General features: G+C 71.6%; 18 protein-coding genes. 7 read left to right on the top strand and 11 right to left on the bottom strand.

The features are described 5' to 3' along the window. Window positions 1–2 precede the first annotated feature (2 nt). The 3 genes from ACOKM3_RS00280 to ACOKM3_RS00270 form a co-directional block, all read right to left on the bottom strand. Complete coding sequence (locus ACOKM3_RS00280; RefSeq protein WP_426895643.1) at window positions 3–1,697, bottom strand: hypothetical protein; 1,695 nt, start codon at window positions 1,695–1,697, stop codon at window positions 3–5. Window positions 1,698–1,743: 46 nt separating this feature from the next. Further along, window positions 1,744–2,508 carry an IclR family transcriptional regulator gene (locus tag ACOKM3_RS00275; protein ID WP_426895641.1) on the bottom strand — a complete coding sequence of 255 codons (765 nt, stop codon included), beginning with the start codon at window positions 2,506–2,508 and terminating at the stop codon, window positions 1,744–1,746. A gap of 117 nt (window positions 2,509–2,625) precedes the next feature. Then, complete coding sequence (locus ACOKM3_RS00270; protein WP_426895639.1) at window positions 2,626–4,158, bottom strand: cellulose binding domain-containing protein; 1,533 nt, start codon at window positions 4,156–4,158, stop codon at window positions 2,626–2,628. Window positions 4,159–4,586: 428 nt separating this feature from the next. Between ACOKM3_RS00270 and ACOKM3_RS00265 the strand changes: the two genes are divergently transcribed. Further along, complete coding sequence (locus ACOKM3_RS00265) at window positions 4,587–5,165, top strand: TetR/AcrR family transcriptional regulator (RefSeq protein WP_426895638.1); 579 nt, start codon at window positions 4,587–4,589, stop codon at window positions 5,163–5,165. Window positions 5,166–5,233: 68 nt separating this feature from the next. Then, on the top strand, window positions 5,234–7,222 hold the full coding sequence (locus tag ACOKM3_RS00260; RefSeq protein ID WP_426895636.1) for an oxidoreductase: 1,989 nt from the start codon (window positions 5,234–5,236) through the stop codon (window positions 7,220–7,222). A gap of 59 nt (window positions 7,223–7,281) precedes the next feature. Here ACOKM3_RS00260 and ACOKM3_RS00255 read toward each other — a convergent pair whose 3' ends face one another. Continuing rightward, window positions 7,282–8,199 (bottom strand): helix-turn-helix domain-containing protein, encoded by a 918-nt coding sequence (locus ACOKM3_RS00255; RefSeq protein WP_426895634.1) that lies wholly within the window; start codon window positions 8,197–8,199, stop codon window positions 7,282–7,284. A gap of 185 nt (window positions 8,200–8,384) precedes the next feature. Between ACOKM3_RS00255 and ACOKM3_RS00250 the strand changes: the two genes are divergently transcribed. Next, window positions 8,385–9,203 (top strand): phytanoyl-CoA dioxygenase family protein, encoded by an 819-nt coding sequence (locus ACOKM3_RS00250; protein WP_426895632.1) that lies wholly within the window; start codon window positions 8,385–8,387, stop codon window positions 9,201–9,203. Between the two features lie 12 nt (window positions 9,204–9,215). Here ACOKM3_RS00250 and ACOKM3_RS00245 read toward each other — a convergent pair whose 3' ends face one another. Beyond that, on the bottom strand, window positions 9,216–9,539 hold the full coding sequence (locus tag ACOKM3_RS00245; RefSeq protein WP_426895630.1) for a hypothetical protein: 324 nt from the start codon (window positions 9,537–9,539) through the stop codon (window positions 9,216–9,218). Window positions 9,540–9,724: 185 nt separating this feature from the next. On the opposite strand from ACOKM3_RS00245, the gene ACOKM3_RS00240 reads away from it, so the two are divergent. Further along, window positions 9,725–10,360, top strand: coding sequence for a GNAT family N-acetyltransferase (locus ACOKM3_RS00240; RefSeq protein WP_426895628.1), 636 nt, complete (start codon window positions 9,725–9,727; stop codon window positions 10,358–10,360). Window positions 10,361–10,421: 61 nt separating this feature from the next. Here ACOKM3_RS00240 and ACOKM3_RS00235 read toward each other — a convergent pair whose 3' ends face one another. Together ACOKM3_RS00235 and cynR are read right to left on the bottom strand one after the other, a co-directional pair. Then, complete coding sequence (locus ACOKM3_RS00235; RefSeq protein ID WP_370443954.1) at window positions 10,422–10,499, bottom strand: 50S ribosomal protein bL37; 78 nt, start codon at window positions 10,497–10,499, stop codon at window positions 10,422–10,424. Window positions 10,500–10,586: 87 nt separating this feature from the next. Next, a complete protein-coding gene (cynR, locus tag ACOKM3_RS00230) occupies window positions 10,587–11,528 on the bottom strand; it encodes a transcriptional regulator CynR (RefSeq protein WP_426895626.1) in 942 nt (313 codons plus the stop codon). 173 nt (window positions 11,529–11,701) lie between these two features. On the opposite strand from cynR, the gene ACOKM3_RS00225 reads away from it, so the two are divergent. The 3 genes from ACOKM3_RS00225 (at window position 11,702) to ACOKM3_RS00215 (ending at window position 14,230) form a co-directional block, all read left to right on the top strand. Next, window positions 11,702–12,211 (top strand): nucleoside deaminase, encoded by a 510-nt coding sequence (locus tag ACOKM3_RS00225; RefSeq protein ID WP_426895624.1) that lies wholly within the window; start codon window positions 11,702–11,704, stop codon window positions 12,209–12,211. A gap of 85 nt (window positions 12,212–12,296) precedes the next feature. Further along, complete coding sequence (locus tag ACOKM3_RS00220; protein WP_426895622.1) at window positions 12,297–13,142, top strand: PP2C family protein-serine/threonine phosphatase; 846 nt, start codon at window positions 12,297–12,299, stop codon at window positions 13,140–13,142. A gap of 107 nt (window positions 13,143–13,249) precedes the next feature. Next, window positions 13,250–14,230, top strand: coding sequence for an MASE1 domain-containing protein (locus tag ACOKM3_RS00215; protein ID WP_426906652.1), 981 nt, complete (start codon window positions 13,250–13,252; stop codon window positions 14,228–14,230). Window positions 14,231–14,236: 6 nt separating this feature from the next. Here the strand turns inward: ACOKM3_RS00215 and ACOKM3_RS00210 are convergent, their stop codons facing one another. The 4 genes from ACOKM3_RS00210 to ACOKM3_RS00195 all read right to left on the bottom strand — a co-directional run bounded on the left by ACOKM3_RS00210 (window position 14,237) and on the right by ACOKM3_RS00195 (window position 17,231). Beyond that, a complete protein-coding gene (locus tag ACOKM3_RS00210) occupies window positions 14,237–14,995 on the bottom strand; it encodes a class I SAM-dependent methyltransferase (protein WP_426895620.1) in 759 nt (252 codons plus the stop codon). A gap of 139 nt (window positions 14,996–15,134) precedes the next feature. Then, window positions 15,135–15,584, bottom strand: coding sequence for a Fur family transcriptional regulator (locus ACOKM3_RS00205; protein WP_426895618.1), 450 nt, complete (start codon window positions 15,582–15,584; stop codon window positions 15,135–15,137). Then, window positions 15,584–15,790, bottom strand: a complete 207-nt coding sequence (locus ACOKM3_RS00200; protein ID WP_426895616.1) for a DUF2180 family protein — start codon at window positions 15,788–15,790, stop codon at window positions 15,584–15,586. The genes ACOKM3_RS00205 and ACOKM3_RS00200 overlap by 1 nt, the downstream gene beginning before the upstream one ends. Before the next feature lie 109 nt (window positions 15,791–15,899). Then, a complete protein-coding gene (locus ACOKM3_RS00195; protein ID WP_426895615.1) occupies window positions 15,900–17,231 on the bottom strand; it encodes a family 43 glycosylhydrolase in 1,332 nt (443 codons plus the stop codon). Window positions 17,232–17,327: the final 96 nt, after the last annotated feature.

Below are 17,327 nucleotides of genomic sequence, written 5' to 3'. Positions count from 1 at the left end.
GATCAGTCACGCTCCTCGGGGCGGCGGGGGTAGATCCAGTCGAAGGCGCGCCCCTCGGCCAGATCCGCGCGGGTCGGCGCTCCGTGGAAGAGAAGGCCGAGCACGCTGCGGCCGAAGGCGTCCACGGTCTTGTCCAGGCCGTGGAACGCGGCGTTCATCAACCGCACGACGTGCACCGGGACGAAGTCCTTCGCCAGCATGTTCATGTGCGGCGAGTGGTGGTGGCGGCCCGCGAGTCCCTGGGCCCGGGTCACCGTCCAGCGCTCCTCGGGATGTGCGGCGAGGAATTCGCCGACGAGGGTGTCACCGGGCACCGCGTCGAGGGCGGCGGCGAGCCGCTGGATGTCGCCGGGCAGATCCAGCGCCCACTCGAAGCCGCCGGGCACCTCCTCGACCGGGCCGCGGCGCGGCTCCTCGGCATCCCGCGACTTGTACCAGCGGAAGTGCCGCTGGTCCGGGTCGTCGAGGTCGTGGGCGAGGGCCCACGCGTACTCACGGGTGAGGAGGTCCCGCAGTTGCGTGACGGTCTCCCGCGGGCGGTGGCGCAGCGTCTCGTCCGCGGGCTGGTGGCGCAGCAGGGCGTCGGTGTGCTCCGGGCGCAGTTCGAGCAGGACGGCGTCGAACACCTCGACGGCCTCCTGGCACACCCGGTCGTCCGGAAGCCCGCCGAGCAGATCACCGAAGACGGCGTCGGGGTCGGCGCCCGCCAGCCGCTCGACGAGGACGCGCAGCCCGTCGGCCACCACGGACGGGGCCGTGAAGTCGTGGTACGTGAGCGGATCCTGGTCGTGGAAGTCGACCGCGCGCGCGAGGAGTTCGGCGGCCCGGTCCGCCTCCGCCGAGCCCGGCACCACCGGGATCCGGCGGGCCTCGGCGACCGCCGTGCGGCGCAGGGTGAGCCAGCGGTCGAGCAGCACCGGATGGTTGTTGGCGAAGAAGACGAGGCCGAGCGCGGAGCCGTTGCCCAGGCCCAGGAAGCGGCGCAGTTCCGGGTCGAGCCGCGCGGCGCGCGGATCGCGGCAGCGTGCGAGGTGCTCGACGAGGTCCACGGAGAACTCGCGCATCAGATACGCGGCGAGCATCTGCGCGTGGTACGGCAGGCGCAGCGGATGGTCGGCCTCCAGGGCTCCGTAGGAGCGGGTGCCGAAGGTGCCGTTGCCGTCCAGACCGGTGTTGCGCATCAGATAGCCGACCGGCCACAGCTCCGCGACGCGCGGCTGGCGGCCGGCCGCGAGGTGCTCGATGACATGGTCGAACAGGCGCAGGCTGCGGTTGGAGCGGCACCACACGAGACTGCCGGGCGTGGCCCGCCCCGCGTACAGCTTCGGCATCTCCTCGCGGGTGGCCCGCAGGTCCTCGTCGGTGGTCTCGCCCTCGACGAGCGCCCCCATCATGTCCCAGTCGGTGCCGATGATGCGGCCCGTACGCCCCTCGAGCTTGGGCTCGAAGGAGAACACCATGAAGTCGAAGACGGCACCGGGAGTGCGCACGCGGTACACCGCCTCGCCCCTGGCGCGCTCGTCGATGTCGAAGCGCACGAGGTCGACCGTCCACCGCTCCCGCGTCATCAGGTGCATGAGCGAGCGGCTGGCGCTGAGTCTGCTCGGGGCGAGGGTGGCGAGCCGTTCGGGGCGCATGAAGGCCGCGGCGGGCTCGGGGTGGTCCTCGGGGGGCCGGAGTTCGCTCCGGGTGGTCATGTGACTCCCTTCGGAGGGGATGACCGCGCGATGCGCGGTGGCTGGGTCAGGCCGTCCAGGACGTGTGGCCGTCGCCGAGACCGGCGGTGAGCCGGGCCAGGTCGGTGGCGCCGTCCGCGAGTACGTCCTTGGCGGACAGCGGGTCGAAGCGGGTCGCGGGGCCGACCGCGCAGAGCGTCACGGTCGGTCGGCCGGTGCGGCCGACGAGCGGGAAGGCGATGGCGGCGAGGCCCTCGTCGGCGTATTCGGGGATCAGTGCGTAGCCCGCCTCCCGGATCTCGACGAGCTCCTCGTCGTCCGGGAGCGGCACGCCGCGTTCGCGCAGCGCAGCCAGGGTGGCGTCGTCGGCGTGGGCGATCAGCACCCGCCCCGTCGCGCCGCCCCGCAGCGACATCCGGCGGCCCAGCGCGAGCGTCACATGGGCGGCGGTGCCGGGCTCCGCGCGCTTGACCACGCGGGTCGCATCGTCGTCGAGGACCGCGAGGCACACCGACTGGCCGATGCGCTCGGCGAGGTCGGCGAGGACCCGGGAGACGCGCTCGCCGAACCCGGCGTGCTGGAGCGCCGCGTTCCCCAAGTGGGCTGCCTTCACGGTGAGTTGGTAGGAGCCGTCGGGCAGCTGCTCCATCCAGCCCGCGGCCACGAGCGTGACCAGCTGGCGGTGCACCTCGGAGCGCGTGGCACCGACGGCTCGGGCCAGCTCCGCCACCCGCACGGGGTCGGTGGTCTCGCCCACCACGTCGAGGAGACGCAGCAACTTGAGCGCGGAACTCATGGGCTTGGTCGTGTTGTTCGCTTCATTGGTCGTCATAAAATGTAGGACACCATCCCGTATTTCGTGACGCCAATTATGGAGACCACGGCCAGAGTTGAGTCAAGAGGCTGGCAACGGCCAAATATGCAGGGACGGTTGGTGCGTCGCCCCACGTCAACGTATGTGTGACAAGAACGCCTTCATGAACGCGTCGGTCGACTGGCGCACGCCGCTGCACGTCGCCGCCGCGGGCCCGCCCGAACCGTCGGGGCACGCCCGGTCGCGGGTCGCCGACCACAGGGAGACCCAGGCCATGCCCTTGGACTTGGCGAACGCGCCGAGTTCGGCGGCGTCGGTGAGCGTGAAGACCTCTTCGTCGATGTCGTTGACGCCGATCATCGGGGTGACGGCGACACGGTTCCACACCGCGCGGTCAGAGCCGCCGATGATGTCCTTGAGCTGTGCGTGCGTGGCCTCGGCGGTGTCGATGGCGTACTTGCCCATCCGGCCGCCCGGGTGCGGCGCGGGGGAGGAGCCGAAGTTCATGGCCATGGCGTTGACGGAGCCGATGTCGACACCGTGCCCCTTGGCGTTGCGCAGCAGCGAGAGCCCGTCCGCGGTGATGCCACGCGGCAGCGCGGGCAGCGTGAACGACACGTCCAGGCCCGGGTGTCGGCGTTGCAGTGTGGCAACCACCCGGTTGCGCCGGTCCACGCTCGCACGGTCGGTCAGCGCGTCGCCCTCGATGTCGAAGTCCACCTTGGTGAGCTTGTAGTGGTCGATCACGTCCTCGTACGCGGAGGTGAGGCGTGACACCGATGTACAGGTGCGGGCGAGTTCGTTGCCGCTCTGCCCGCCGAAGGAGACACGAACGTCACCACCCGCGGATCGAAGCGCGCCGATCTTGGCGGCGACCGGGTTGTCGTCGAGCGTCGACCTGCCCCACTGCGGGGTGCAGTCACCCTTGGGCTTAACGAAGGCCAAGGTGTACGTCTTCACTCCCGTGCCGCGAGCCGCCCGGGGCAGGTCGAAGGCGGGGGAGAGGGAGGTGTCGACGTACGGGGCGAACGAGACGGGCTCGGACGGGGTGGCGGAGCGTGTCGGCTTCGGCTTTGGTGTGTGCTTCTTCGGCGGGGAGGGCTTCGGTGACTTGCTCTTGGCCGGGCTCGGGGTGGGGATCGCGCCGATCGTGCACGGGGCGCCGTCGACGGAGCAGTCCGTAGGGCGCGCGCCGGACGTCGAGCGGGCCCTGAGGGTCAGGGTGAGCGACTCCCCGGCCGCGAGCGGGGCGGCACCCCGGCGGGCCTCGGCGGTCACGTGTCGGCCCTGCGCCACGTAGTGCGCGTGCGACAGCGAGGTGACAGTCGCGCCCTTCGGCAGCGTGAAGGACAGCTTCCAGTCGGTGGCCGCGGCGTCGCCGCCGTTGTGGATCACGTAGCGGCCGGTGAACGCGCCCTGCGAGGTGGCCGTGCCCTGGTAACGGGCAGTCAGCGAGGCCGGTTCGTCGCCGCCCGTGGCCAGCAGGACCCCGCCCACCGCGGCCGCCACCAGCACGGTGCCCCCGGTCACGTACGCACCGGTGCGGCGTCCGGCCACGGCGGCCCGCGTGCGCTCCGTGCCGGCAGAAGCGCGCGCGGACAGCCATGCGGCGGGCGAGGTGCGCGGCTTGCGGCGCTTTCCGGCGGGGCCTCGGGGCGGGGGCGCCATGCGGGTCCTTCACGATCGGGTGCGGGGCACGGCGGCACATCGTAGGCGCTGTGTTCGACTTGTGCGCGCCCGGTGCGCGTCGGGCACAACTCGGCCCTCCTGGCTGTGAGTTACCCGACGCCGCATGCGTGATGTCTCCGGCTACTTGGAGCGTTTCGCCATGTCTCTGCGCGAGACCGGCATGTCAGGCGTCTCGATGCGCCAAGCGGTGGGGTGCCGTTCCTGTCTCGGGCGGCAATACCTGTACAGCTTCATGGAAATGAGGAGGATGACGACACCGGTCGGCGCGCCGCCGATTCCGTCGCACCCCGCGAGCGAGGGATGTGTCACACGGGTACCGACTGCCTGTGTGTCAGCTCACAATAATGCGTTATTATTTTTCGGCTACTGGGGGACGCGAAGGCGTTCGCCGACGCCGGGGAGGGCCTGTGGTCGACCGTGAGGATGTGCTGCGGGCAGCGGCCCGTGTGCTGGCCGAACGTGGCCTGGACGCCGCCCGGTTGAGGGATGTCGCCCGCGCCGCCGGAGTGTCCATCGGTGCGCTGCAGCACCACTTCGACACACGCGACGACCTGTTCCGTGAGGCCTTCGAGTGGTCCATCGAGCAGCTGATCGCCCGCTGGCGGGCCTCGGCGGCGGACGAACCGGATCCATGGCACCGCTTCGAGCTGCTCGTCCAAGCCCTCACCGGGGACCCGGAGTTGGAGCGCCGGTGCGCGACATGGACGGAGTTCTGTGCGAGCGCCGCCCGTCACCCCGGGCTGCGCGACGGTGTGCGCTCCGTGCACGAGGAGTGGCTCGCGCTGCTCACCGGCATCGTCGAAGACGGCGTCATGCAGGGGGACTTCGTGCCCGTGCTCCCCGTGGACACGGCGATCGCCTCCGTCGCGGCGCTGGTCGACGGCTGCGACATGGCGGTGGCGGCAGGGGGCGGCATGACGCCGGAGCGGTACGCGGATCTGCTGCTCGGCACGGCCCGAGCGATGTTCGGCGTCCGGGCGCGATGAATCTGTGAACAGGTCGGAGTTGCACGCCAGTTGAAGCGCGCCGCAGCGCGCCGGGACGGAGAAGCCGCATGGAGCCGCAGTCTCAAACGCAGTCGCAGTCGCGATCGCAAGCGCAGTCGCAGTTCCCGCATCTGTTCAGCCCGCTGCGGATCGGAGGCGTGCGGGTGAAGAACCGTGTCGTGTCGTCCGGGCACGACACCGTCCTGGTGCGCGACGGCAAGGTCACCGACGAGCTCGTCGCCTACCACGCGGCGCGCGCCGAGGGCGGCGTCGGCCTGATCGTCGTCCAGGTCGGCGGTGTGCACGCGAGCGCGCACTACACCTCGCACGTCCTCATGGCCGACGACGACTCCTGCGTCGAGGGATACGCCCGCCTCGCCGAGGCCGCGCACCGGCACGGCGCCGCCGTCTTCGGCCAGATCTTCCACCCGGGCCGCGAGATCCTGGAGTCCCCGGACGGCAGCGCCCCCGTCGCCTGGGCGCCCTCGGCCGTGCCCAGCGAGCGCTTCCACGTGATGCCGCGCGCCATGACCGGCGAGGAGATCACCGAGGTGATCGAGGGCTACGGAGACGCGGCCCGGAGGCTTCGCGCCGCGGGCCTCGACGGCGTCGAAGTCGTCGCGAGCCACGGCTACTTGCCCGCCCAGTTCCTCAACCCGCAGGTCAACCACCGCACCGATGGCTACGGCGGCAGCGCGGACGCCCGCCTGCGCTTTCTGCGCGAATCCCTCGCGGCCGCACGCCGCCACGCCGCCGACGACTTCGTCATCGGCCTGCGCATCTCCGGCGACGAACTCGCCCACGACGGACTCACCCCGGACCTGGTGTGCGACGTCGCCGCCCGGCTCGACGCGGAAGGGCTCGTCGACTACGTGTCCGTGTGCGCAGGGAGCTCGGCCACCCTGTCGGCGGCCCAGCACATCGCACCGCCGATGGCCCACGCGGCCGGCTACACCGCGCCGATGGCCGCCCGCGTACGAGACGTGGTGAACGTGCCGGTCATGGTCGCCGGCCGCATCAACCAGCCCCAAGAAGCCGACACCATCATCGCCAAGGGTCAGGCCGACGCCTGTGCCATGACCCGCGCCCTGATCTGCGACCCGCGCATGCCGGGCAAGGCCGAGCGCGGCGACACCGAAGAGATCCGCGCCTGCATCGGCTGCAACCAGGCCTGCATCGGCCACTTCCAGTCCGGCCACCCGATCTCCTGCATCCAACACCCCGAAACCGGACGCGAGTTGCGCTTCGGCACCCTTCCTCTGATCACCCGACGCAAGAGCGTCGTGGTCGTCGGAGGCGGCCCGGCAGGACTGAAGGCGGCGGCGGTGGCGGCGGACCGCGGACACGACGTGACCCTGTACGAGGCCGGCCGACGTCCCGGCGGCCAGGTCCTGCTCGCCCAAGAGCTGCCCGGCCGGGCCGAGTTCGGGGGAGCGGCCACCAACCTGGAGGGCGAGGCACGGCGCGCCGGGGCCCGCATCGTCACCGACACCCGCGTCGACCACGCCATGCTCGCCGACGCCGCCCCGGACACGGTGATCCTGGCGACCGGAGCGAAGCCGCTGCGCCCCTCCCTGGAACGCCTGGACGACCCGGTCGTCCTCGACGCCTGGCAGGTCATCCAGGGCGCCCGCACACCACGCGGCCGCATCCTCGTCGCGGACTGGCGCGGCGACTGGGTCGGCCTCGGCGTCGCACTCCTCCTCGCCCAGCAGGGCCGCCGCGTGACCCTGGGCGTCACGGGCTTCGCCGCGGGCGAGCACCTCCAGCAGTACGTGCGCGCGGCCATGCTCACGGCGGCGGTGCGCGCGAAGATCGAGGTCCTCCCCAACGTCCGCCTCTACGGCGCCGACAACGACACGGCCTACCTCCAGCACACCCTGACGGAGGAGCCCGTGATCCTCGACGACATCGCGGCCGTCGTCCTGGCCCAGGGCCACACCCCCGTCACAGACCTCATGGACCACCCCGGCGCCGTATCCATCGGCGACTGCGTGAGCCCCCGGTCGGTGGAGGAGGCGGTCCTCGAGGGGCTACGGGCGGGGGCTTCGGTGTGAGGAGGCGGCGCGTCGGTACGACGACGGCCACCGGGCGATAGAGACAGCCGGCCCCCCCGCTACCGCCTCCGCCCCTCGGACGTCCCCGCCCGGTACACGCTCGGCGGTACCCCGAAGTGTTCGCGGAAGGCGCGGCTGAAGTGGAAGGGGCTCGCGAAGCCCGAGGAGCGGGCGACGTGAGCGATGTCCAGGTCGGTGGCGTCCAGGAGCTGCTGGGCGTGGCCGAGGCGCGCGGCGCGCACGGCCTGCATCGGTGTGCGGCCGGTCTGCTCGGCGTAGAGGTGCGCGAACCGCGAGGGGGACAGGGCGACTTGGCGCGCCAGGGATCGGACCGTGTGCGGGCCGCCGGGGTCCGCGGCGATGATCGCGTCGGCCTGCCCCATGCGCGGATCGTACGAGGCTGAGGCGGCCCGGCCCGCGGCAGCGGTGGACCCGGTGGCCAGGAGCAGCACCTCCTCGATCGCGCCGAGCGCCAGTTCCCGGCCGGGCCCGGCGGAGGCGATCGCGATGCCCGCCGGGTCCTGGGCCGGCGGCGCCTCTTCGGACCAGCGCGCGTCGGCGTGCAGCCGCCGGAAGGCCGCGTCGACCCGGCCGCGCGCCGCTTCGGGCACGCCCGCGACGCAGTACACCCCACCGTCCCGGCCGTGGTCGCGCAGCCAGGCGGGCCAGGCCGCGCGCGGCTGGAAGTGCACCCACCAGCCGCCCCAGGAACGTACGGAAGGGTCGGTGCGGTAGGCATGCCGGCGGTGGGCGGGCAGCACGGCGAGGTCACCGGGGCGCTGCGCGACCCATGGGCCGCTTCCCCGTACCTGGCCACGGCCCTCGGCGGTCCACATGAGCAGCCAGTTGGCGGCGCCCGCGGCGCGGGTCACCCGGTAGTCGGCGGGCTGCGAGAACGGCGAGGCGACGAGCAGCTGCGCCGGCGGGGACGGAGTGTCGGCAGCAGTTTCAGGCAGGTGCGCGCTGGTGCCCGTCATTCGGTGTCCGCCACCCCCGACCGTAGTTTCGGATCAGTCCGCTACCGCGCGGACCGCGAGTCCGCAGCAGTCCAGCACACGGTCCGTGTGCGCTCAAGAGATGCCCGCCAGACATCCGCTCCAGGCATCCGCCGGGACACCCGCCGGGCATCCGCCAGAGACCCGACCGCCGAGAGGAACACCCCGTGCAGACACACGAGTTCGCCGCCCCCGACTCAGCCGCCTTCCAGGAACAGTTCCGCACGCGTGGCTACGCGATCGCCCCCGCACTCTTCGACGCCGCCGAAACACGCGAACTCACCGACGAGTTCATGCGCCTGCAGGCCACGGGGCCCGTGCCCGGCCACTTCGAACCCAAGCGACAGCCCGCCGACGCCGCCCTCGACCCGCTCCTCGCCTTCCCCCGCGTGATGCAGCCGCACCACTTCAACGACCTGGCGCGACGCCGACTGCTCGACCCGCGCCTCGCGGGCATCCTGACGGGCCTCTTCGGCGAGGAACCACTCGCCGCGCAGAGCATGTTCTACTTCAAGCCGCCCGGCGCCCGCGGCCAGGCCCTGCACCAGGACAACTTCTATCTGCGGGTCGAACCCGGAACCTGCATCGCCGCCTGGGTCGCCCTCGACCACATCGACCGGGACAACGGCGGCCTCGAAGTCGTCCCCGGCACCCACCTGATGGACCTGTTCTGCCCGGAGGAGGCGGACGCGAGCGTGTCCTTCGCGCGGGAGTACGTGCCGCCGCCCGCGGGCCTCGTCCCCGAGCCCGTCGACATGGCACCCGGCGACGTCCTGTTCTTCAACGGCACGCTGGTGCACGGCTCAGGCCCCAACCGCACGGCCGACCGCTTCCGCCGCTCGTTCATCTGCCACTACGTCGGCCGCTCCACCGAGCGCATCGCCGGCTACTACGGCCTCCGGACGATGGACGGGCAGACGGTGGAGGCTCAGGAGAGCACCGGCGGCGGCCCGTGCGGAACCGAGTTCGCCCCGGCCCCGCACTAGCCACCCAACAGGTCACACCGTTTCCGGCCCCGACCTTCCGTTGATCTTGTCGATGGCCTGGCGGGCCTGCTCGCCCGGGGCCCGCCCGTTCGGGACGGACACCGGGAGGGCCGCGGCGCCGGTCTGGGGCGGCTTCGCGTGGGAGGCGGGCGGACGGGAGCGCAGCCGGTGGCTCACCGCCTCGTCCAGCGTCACGGCCCGCTGCGCGCGCTCGGCGAGCCTGCTCGCCTCCTGGCCGATCGCGGCGACGTCCTCCCACGTCAGGCGCAACACCACGGCGAGTTCCGCCTCACCGTCCGGCAGTGCGTGCAGCGGCGGTTGGCCGGATTCCGACATCTCTACGGTCCTCCTCCACGCCTCACAGCGCGTAGCGAGCAGTGCGTCGCAGAGAGATACGAGCGCCCCGGCGGGCCCGTTCAGTTTCCGCGGGACGCGGTGGGCACGGAAAGGAGGTGAGCGGCGGCGAAGATCCCGATAGCGTCAGCGCCTCAACGCCGCGCAGTCGAGAGGAGCTTGGTGCCATGCGTCCCTGGTTGGAGGTGCCCGTACTCAAGGGGGATCTGGTCGGGCTCGAGCCGCTCTCGACCGTGCACGCCGACGATCTGGCACATGCGGCCGAGGAGGACCGCGGCCGCTACGGATTCACGCTCGTTCCCCGCGCCGACCAGGTCGGCTCCTACATCGAGGGCCAGTTGGCCCGTATCGAGCAGGGGCTGGTCCCGTTCGCGCAGATCCGGCGCAGCGACGGTCGCGCGGTGGGGTGCACGGCGTACTGGGACCCGCGGTTCTGGCCGGGTCAGGAGAGAAGGCCGCGCGCCGTCGAGATCGGCTTCACCTGGCTCGGCGCGTCCGCGCAGGGGACCGGAATCAACGCCGAGGCCAAGTTCCTCCTGATGGCCCACGCCTTCGAGGAGCTCGGAGTGGCACGGGTCGACCTCAAGACCGATGCCCGCAACGAGCGTTCACGCCATGCCCTGTCGGCTCTCGGCGCCACCTTCGAGGGCGTACTGCGCAACTGGTCGATGTCGTGGGCGCCGGGGGAGGAGGGGCGGCTGCGGGACTCGGCCATGTACTCCGTCGTCGCCGCGGAGTGGCCGCGGGTCAAGGCCCGGCTGGCCGAGCGCGTCGCGGGCCACGCGGGCGGACATCGCGCATGAGACGCGAGAGCGGGGCGGCAGAAAGTTCTGCCGCCCCGCTCCCTCTTGCTGCCGTCAGTCCTTAGGACTGCGGACGGCTGCCGTGGTTGGCGCCGTTCTTGCGGCGGGCCTTCTTCTTACGGCGTCGCTTCGAGGACATCGATACCTCCCAGGGTGTGGTGTTTCTTGTCGTTCTCCCTGGATCTGTCCAGGCAGCGCCCGGGCTCATACCCGTGATCATGCGTGCTTAATGTGTGTTCTGGGTCACATGGGTTTGCGGCTCGGGCGGCCGGAACGGATGAGCCTCGATGTGCTCGCGGACGAGCCCGGCGAATGCCTCCGCCGCCGCGCTCCGGTAGCCGTCCGCGCGGCTGAGGAGAGCGGCCGTACGCGTGGGCAGGGGAGGGTCGACCGGGAGCGGGGTCAGGTGCGGATGGCCATGGGTGACCGGGTCGGGGAGGACGGTGGCCAGGCCGGTGCGCTGCACGATGTCGACCAGGGTCTGCAGGGAATTGGCCTCGACCGCGATCAGGGGCCGCACCTGGTGCTCGGCGAAGTACGCGTCGATCCGGCCACGGGTGGCGAAGTCCTGGCTGAGCAGCGCGAGATGCAGCCGGTCCAGGTCCGCGGCAACCCATGCTCCGGCCGCCGCCCGGTCCGAGTCGGCCCCGTCGCCCGTGACCAGGCTCAGGTTCTCCGTGAACAGCGGCTCCACCGCGATCCCCGGCAACTGGCCGCCCCGGAAGGCGATCCCCAGGTCGCACGCGTCCGCGCGCAGCTCGGCCTCCAGCAGGTCCTGCGTCAACTCCCGCACGGTCACCGTGATCCCCGGATGTCTCTCCCGCAGCGCGGCGATGAGCGGGCCCACCAGATACGCGGTGAACGTCGGCGTCACCCCCAGGCGCAGATGCCCGCGCGACAGATCCCGTACGTCGTGCAGCGCGCGCTCCCCGGCGGCCAGGTCCCGCAGCGCGCGCCGTGCGTGGTCCAGATACGCGCGCCCCGCGTCCGTCGGGCGCACGGTGCGCCCACTGCGATCGAGGAGCTGCACGCCCAGATTCCGCTCCAACTGTCTGACCTGCTGGGACAGGGTCGGCTGGGAGATCCGCAGCGCCTCGGCGGCGCGCGTGAACCCCGCGTGGTCGACCACGGCCATGAAGTAGCGCACCTGACGCAGCTCGACGGACATGGTCCCAGCGTAGAAGCAGGTATAGAGAACACCAATGCAACCCATGCCCATCGAGTCTTTGACGCTATAGGTCCAGCCGATGCACGGTGAACCCATCGGCCCGCTCCTCCGGAAGCCCTCCGGGAGTATTCGGGGAGCGAGACGGTTCGGACCAGCAAGCAAAGGAGCTCTCCATGGACGTCAAGGACTTCGCCCAGCGCACCATCGACATCGCCCGCGCCAATGTCGCCGACGGAGGGCGCCCCTTCGCCACCGTCATCGTCCAGGACGGCGAGATCATCGCGGAGAGCCCCAACCAGGTCGCGCAGACCAACGACCCCACCGCCCACGCCGAGATCCTCGCCATCCGCGAGGCCTGCACCAAGCTGGGCACCGAGCACCTCACCGACGCCACGACCTATGTCCTCGCCCACCCGTGCCCGATGTGCCTGGCCGCGCTCTATTACTGCAGCCCCGCCGAGGTCGTCTTCGTCACGACCCGCGAGGAGTACGCCCCGCACTACGTCGACGACCGCAAGTACTTCGAGCTCGACACGTTCTACGGCGAGTTCGCCAAGAACTGGGACGAGCGCCGGCTGCCGATGACGTACGAGCCGCACGCGGACGCCGTCGACGTCTACCGCGAGTGGCAGCGGCGCAACGGCGGCGAACGCCGCGTCCCCGGCGCCCCCACCGGCCCCTGAAGCCCTGACGGCGCGCGCCCGCCCACGTGCGACCAGGGCGGTCCGCGGGCACAGTGGGGGAAAATCTCCTGGAACGGGGCCAACGATGTTCCGCAGCGAGTCCCTCGAGGACGGTCAGGAACTGCTGACCAAGCTCGGTGCGCTCACCGCCCGCGCGCGGGAGCTGGCACAGCTGCAGCGCTCACGGGTCGAACTGGCGGTGGCACTGCAGCGGGGCATGCTGCCCCGCGACCTGCCCCGCCCCGAGGGCGTGCGCCTCGCCGTGGGCTACATGCCCGCCAACCACGGACTGAACGTCGGTGGCGACTGGTACGACGCCTTCACCATGGCCGACGGCTGCATCGGCCTGTCCATCGGCGACGTCCAGGGGCACAACATCCAGGCGGCCGCGTACATGGGGCAGGTCCGCGTCGTGCTGCGGGCGCTGGCCTCCGTCACCGGAGACCCGGGGGAATTGCTCGGCCGCACCAACGACCTCCTGGTCTCCCTGGACACGGACCTGTTCGCCACCTGCACCTTCCTGCGGCTCGACCCGGCCAGCGGCACCCTGGAGTGCGCGCGGGCCGGTCACATCCCGCACATCTGGGCCACCGCCGACGGCAGATCCGGCATCGACGAGGAGGAGGGCGGGCCCCCGCTCGGCGTCCTGGAGGGCGCCACCTTCCCCGTCGCGTGCCATCGCCTGACCACGGGTGGTGTCTTCGTCCTGCCCACCGACGGCGTCGTCGAGGGTCCATCGCTCGACCTCGACGACGGTCTCGGACAGGTACGGCGGCTCGCCGAGGTCACCGCCGCGGCCGGACTCGGCGTCGACACACTCGCCGGTGGCGTGATGAAGCTGGCGGATTCGGTGGGCCACGAGGACGACGCCGCCGTCCTCGTCGTCGGCCACGACGTCGGCACCGCGGGGCGGCGCCCGCCGACCGACTGAGGGGTGCGCGCCCGCACACGAGCGGGGGGCTTCGCGTGGCCGAGGAGACCCGCTCGGTGTCTGATGGCCGAGTGGTGGTTTCTCGGCGGTTCCGGCAGGCCACGGAGATGGCCCTGAAGGCACTTGCCGTGGCTGCCTGCTATTACACGGCAGGGCGCCTCGGCCTGCTCGGCCGGGTCGGTGTCGAGGGCGTGGTGGTCACCCCCATCTGGCCGCCGACCGGCGTCGCCGTCGCCTCCTTACTGGTGTTCGGCGTGTGGGTGTGGCCGGGCATCGCCCTCGGCTCCTTCCTCGTCATCACCTCTCTCACCGCCCCGGACCTCACCTCGATCGTCACCGTCGCGGGCAACACCGCAGGGCCGCTCTGTGCCCTGCTGCTGCTTCGCGGGGTGGGATTCCGGCCCGACGTGTCACGGCTGCGCGACGGGACCAGCCTGGTCTTCCTCGGCGGCCTCGGCGCCATGCTGATCAGCGCCACGGCAGGGGTGGCACCGCAGGTGTGGACGGGGTCACTGGACCCGGGGGACTTCCTGCCCGTGTGGCTGGCCTGGTGGGTGGGCGACGCCATGGGGGTGCTGCTGGTGACCCCGCTGCTGCTCGTGCTGTGCCGGGGCACACTCCTGCCCCGTCGGCCGCGGGTGGGGGGTATGCCCGTACGGCGCTGGGTGGAGGCCGGGTGTCTGGTGGTCGCGGCCCTGCTGCTCGTGCCGTTCGCCGTGCTCGGCTCGCCGAGCATGCTCTTCCTGATCTTTCCGCTGCTGATCTGGGCGGCGCTGCGGTTCGAGCTGGCCGGAAGCATGCTGTGCGCGCTGTTCGCGTCCGTGCTCACCACGTTCGCGGCGCACGAGGAGCGGGGCACGTTCCTCGACCTGTCCAACATCGAGGTCATGACCAAGCTCCAGGCCTTCAACGGGGCCGCCGCGCTGACGGCGCTCCTGCTGTCCGCGCTCGTCACGGAGCAGCGCGCCACCCGGCACTCCGTGCAGAACGCGTGCAACGAACTCGCCGAGCTGCTGGAACACCTCGCCGCGGGCGAGGACCCGACGGAGTCCTCGGGCAGACGCCCGCCCGAGGCCCCCGACGGATGAGCCGGCTCAGGGACGCCGGGCGGTGAGCAGCTCGAAGGGTGGATTGGCCTCGTAGGCGTCCCAGAAACCGGCGGGGAACGCCGCGCGGCCCTCGTCCGAGACGGCCAGTGGAGACCAGGTGACGTCGGCGAAACCGGCCCGGGTCAGGGCCTCGGCGTAGACCTCGCGGCGCGGGAGATTGGCGACGAAGGAGACCGGCTCGGGGTCGAGGAACGCGGTGACGCGCACCCGCGGGCCCACCTCGACGCGGCTGCCCTCCAGCTCGCAGTGGAAGCCGTACGGCCGCGGGCTCGGCCCGTCGAAGTCGTAGTCGGGGCTCTGATTCAGGGCGTAGAAGGTGCCGCCGGGGCGGACGGCGGCGTGGATGGTGCGGCACATGGCCGTCATCGCGTCGACCGTCTCGGAGTAGTTGAGCAGGTTGACGGCGGTGGCGATGTCGTAGCGCCGCCCGCCGAGCGCATCGGTCGTGGCGACGTCCCCGACGGCGTACCGCACGCCGAGCGGGTCGGCGCTCTCGATGCGGCGGGCGACGTCGACCATCTCGCCCGAGACGTCGATGCCGCACACATCGGTGGCGCCGCGCCGCTTGAACAGGCGGCTGTAGAAACCTGTGCCGCACGCGAGGTCGACGACGGACCTGCCGCTCACCTCGCCGACCAGTTCCAGAAAGCTGGGCACCTCCACATAGCGGGCCAGATGGAGGGCCTTGAAGCCCTCGAACGCCTCGCCGATCCGGTCGTACTGCTGCTCCGCGCTCGTGCTCACGCTGCCTCCCCGTACGGGCTCGGTCATGTCTGCGAGCAGTCTTCTCGCGGCACACCGCCGGGGCCGACTGGCAGGAGCCACAAAGATCGCGGCGCGGGCTCGGGCGCGTGCACAAGGCCCGCGCGCCGGATCCCGGGTGTCAGGCGGGCCGCTCCGGCGCCCGGCTGCAGTCCGCGCACCGACCCCACCAGGTGACCTCGGCCTCGTCCACGGTGAAGCCGCTGTCCTCGATCGGGTCGAGGCAGGGGGCCGCGCCGACGGCACAGTCCACGTCCTCGATCCGGCCGCAGGAGCGGCAGACCAGATGATGGTGGTTGTCGCCCACGCGCAGTTCGAACCGGGTGGGGGAGCCCGCCGGCTCGATGCAGCGCACGAGGTGGACCCGGGTGAGGTCCTCCAGGACGTTGTAGAGCCCCTGACGCGACAGGACCGCCGAGGAACCCTCCGGCCCGGACGGTCCGACCCGCTCCTCCAGGTCGGCCGCGGACGCGTGCGGCAGGACCTGGAGCGCGGCCAGCACGGCGCGCCGCTGCGCCGTGCTGCGCAGACCCCTGCGCCTGAGCAGCTCGCCCGCGTCCTGGCCGGTCATTACGCGGCCTCGGCGGCCAGGCAGGTGCGGCAGACGACCCGCCGCCCGGCGAGGCGGCTGGTCGAGCGGTTCAAGCCGTTGGCCCGCTGGATGTGCGTGGCGAGCACGCGCGAGTGGTCGTGGCAGGTGGCCAGGCCGCAGCGGGTGCAGATGCCGATGCCGGTCGAGTCGGGGCGGTTTTCCTGCATGCAGTCGTAACAAGCCATCTGTGGGCCTCCGTGGTGATGTGTTACCGGAGGTGGCAGACGTCACTGGCTGCGCTGATGTGTACCTCGGTTCCTTCCAAGGTACGTCCTAGTTTGGATCGAGTCCAATCTAGGTCCGCTTCACGTACAGGCGGTTGCCCTGCGGCCCGGTCCACTCCAGACGTACGACACCGGCCACCGCGGCATCGCCGGAGCGGGCCGGGTCCGCCCAGTAGCCGAAGGCGGGATTGCGGAAGAACGTCCCCCACAGGCCGCCGTGGTGGTCCTCGAAGAAGTTGTTGTGGCCGGCGCCGACGCCCGCGGTCCAACGCTTGGAGTACGGACCCTCGAAGTGGTCGGCGACGGCGACGACCGCGTCGTACTGGTACTGCGTACGGCCCGTGCCCGGCGGATCGTAGGCATTGCGCGTGCTGCCGTCGGCGCCCGTGGAGGCGCGGTCCCACGCCGCGTGCACCAGGAAGTACTTGCCGCCGTACTTGAAGACGTACGCGCCCTCCAGGTAGGGCTCGGGGGAGTACGGGGTCTGCTGGAACGCAGGGAGGTTCGTCGTCGGGACGATGTCCTCCATGTCGGGACGGAACTTGGCGTACAGGTTGTTGTGCAGGACCAGCCACGCGTCGTCGCCCTCCGTGTAGAGGCCGCCGTCGATGTGGTGGTACGCGCCCGGCTTGATGAACGAGGGGCCGCCGATGAACGAGTCGCCGAACGGCTTGTCGAGATTGCCGTCGACGAGCCGGTAGGGACCCGCGACGCCGCCCTCGCTCACGAGCATGAAGGAGCCGACCTTCTGGGAGTGGTCGCCCATGCACGCGACGATGTACCACTTGCCGCGGAAGCGGTGCAGCTCGGGCGCCCAGGCGTTGGCCCGCTTGCCGAACTGCTCGTCGTGCCAGTACTCCTGCCACGGCGCGACCACCGTGCGCCCCGGCCGGTTCTCGTCCACGAACTCCGGCGACCACACCTTGCCGCGCTCGGCGCCCGGCCGGATGCGGGTGGTGTCGGCGAGGCGCCACGGGCCGTGCAGGGACGGGGCCGTCCACACGAAGATGCCGTCGTTCCAGGGCCCGGCCGCCGAGAGCCCCGGCACCCGGGTGGTGCCGGTGGCCACGTAGAGCGGGCGGCCGTCGACGACGAAGCAGTTGACGTAGGTGTCACGCATCCAGACACGCCCCAACTCCTTGTCCCGCGGCCGCAGTTCGAGCGGCAGGACGAAGGAGTTGTCCTCGCGCGGCCAGAGGTCCTCGCGGGTGTCGGCGAGCCCGTACGGTTCGAGGGCGGGCCAGTTGGGCGGATAAGGCCGCCCCGGCGCGGGCCGGTCGGGACGCGCGGGCTGTGCGAGCGCGGAGCCCGCGGGGAGCGCCACCGCCGCCATGGTTCCGGCGATGCCGGCCAGCACTCCGCGGCGGCCGATGTGCGCTGCGTTCGTCTCGTCCCGGGTCATCAGGCGTGGCTCCTCGGCTGGTCGGTCTCGGGTGTGTGCTGCATGCTTCAGCGGGTTCACGATTTAAGTCAAGAGCACCTACATAAATGGGTGCGT

The sequence above is a fragment of the Streptomyces nidicola genome (assembly GCF_050106155.1).
In the GTDB taxonomy this organism is placed as follows: Bacteria; Actinomycetota; Actinomycetes; order Streptomycetales; family Streptomycetaceae; genus Streptomyces.
The sequence above is the reverse complement of the archived record's forward strand: the minus strand, read 5'-3'. Positions and strand labels throughout refer to the sequence as shown.